This window comes from Flavobacterium sp. GNP011 (genome assembly GCF_056428925.1).
This window is the reverse complement of record NZ_JBWJVJ010000047.1, coordinates 1-1,483: the sequence shown is the minus strand read 5'-3', so window position 1 is coordinate 1,483 and position 1,483 is coordinate 1. Positions and strand designations below refer to the sequence as shown.

1 protein-coding gene is annotated in these 1,483 nt (G+C 36.8%); it reads right to left on the bottom strand.

What is annotated here, in order from left to right; translation table 11 throughout:
- On the bottom strand, positions 1–1,483 hold a 1,483-nt coding region (locus AC061E_RS16545), incomplete at both ends, for an HYR-like domain-containing protein (protein ID WP_478287241.1).

Sequence of the window (1,483 nt, the reverse complement as noted above, 5' to 3'; positions counted from 1 at the left end):
ATAGCTGTATCTCTATTACATGCAGAACTTTCAATTGTTTTAAACCCATTTGTATTTGTTACATTCACATTCTGTATGAATCTGGATGGATTTCCACAAGTATCTGTCACCAACCATTCCCTAACAATTGTATATGAATTTGAGTTATTGTTATTAATTGTTTCAGTATAATTATTTGATGCTATACTTGAACAATTATCTGTAAACACTAACTCAGGTTTCACAGGAATTGCATCACAATTAACATTTATATTTTGTTGGAAAGCGGTTGCGGTAACAGGTCCTTGATTATCTTGAACATTTATTATTTGCGAAGCCGTTGTCGTATTACCAGCAGTATCTCTTACAGTCCAAGTTCTTGTAACTGTATACGATCCAGTACAATTTCCTGTAGTTGTAGTGTCAACAAAACTCAAACTTACATTTCCACAATTATCACTAGCAACTGCTTGTGCAAAATTAAGTGTTGTCCCACATGAAACAGTTGATGTTGCTGGTAGTTGAATTATTGTAGGTGAAATTTCATCTTTTATTACAATAGTTATTTTTGCAGTTTGACAATTCAATGGATTTAATCTGTCGCAAACTTGGTAAGTCAAATCATATTGTCCCAATGCTAGGTTATTTATTATCCTCAGGTTTCCTAAATTGTCTAATGTTATATTTGCATTTTGTCCAGACAATATATTTAAATTGATACTGTTAGGTGCTATTGGGCTGTTGTTTAAAGTATCATTTGTTAATATATTGCCTATAATACCTGCTGTATTACAACTCAAATTAGAGTACATGTCGTCTGATAATACCATTTCAGCACCTTCTACAGTTACTCTAACTGTTCCAATAGAGCAATTACTTGGATTTCTAACCTCACAGATTGTATACTGAACTGTATATACTCCCGCTGGTGTATTTGGAGATACTCTGATTTTTCCATCAGAGCTAACTGTAATGGGGCCATTAGGGATAAAATTAATTACTACATCAGCTGGTGATAACAGTACACCGTTTAGAGTATCATTAATTAAAACGTTAATTCCTGTGTCACCACCTGTTATGCCATTTACCATTCCTACATTATCATCTATTGCAACTATCAATGCGTTGTTATTGTCGATAATCGTACCAGTAGCCGAAACAGCTCCAGAGGCAATACTAAAGTCCTCATTTACTTCGTCGATAGCATCCACCGTTGTAGGTACCGCTACAGTTCCCGTAGTTGCACCCGCAGGAACAGTTACCGTCACGTTTGTCGTAGTGTAATCTGCACTTCCAGCCGTACCATTGGTTAATACAAAAGTATAAGTTGTATCTACCGCCGATGGGTTGCTCAAGGTAAAAGTAAATACAGCAGCACTTCCTTCGGTAGCCGAAGCCGGAGTGATCGTTGCTACAGTAGGGGCGTTGTTATTGTCGATAATCGTACCAGTAGCCGAAGCAGCTCCAGAGGCAATACTAAAGTTTTCATCAGCCTCGTCGATAG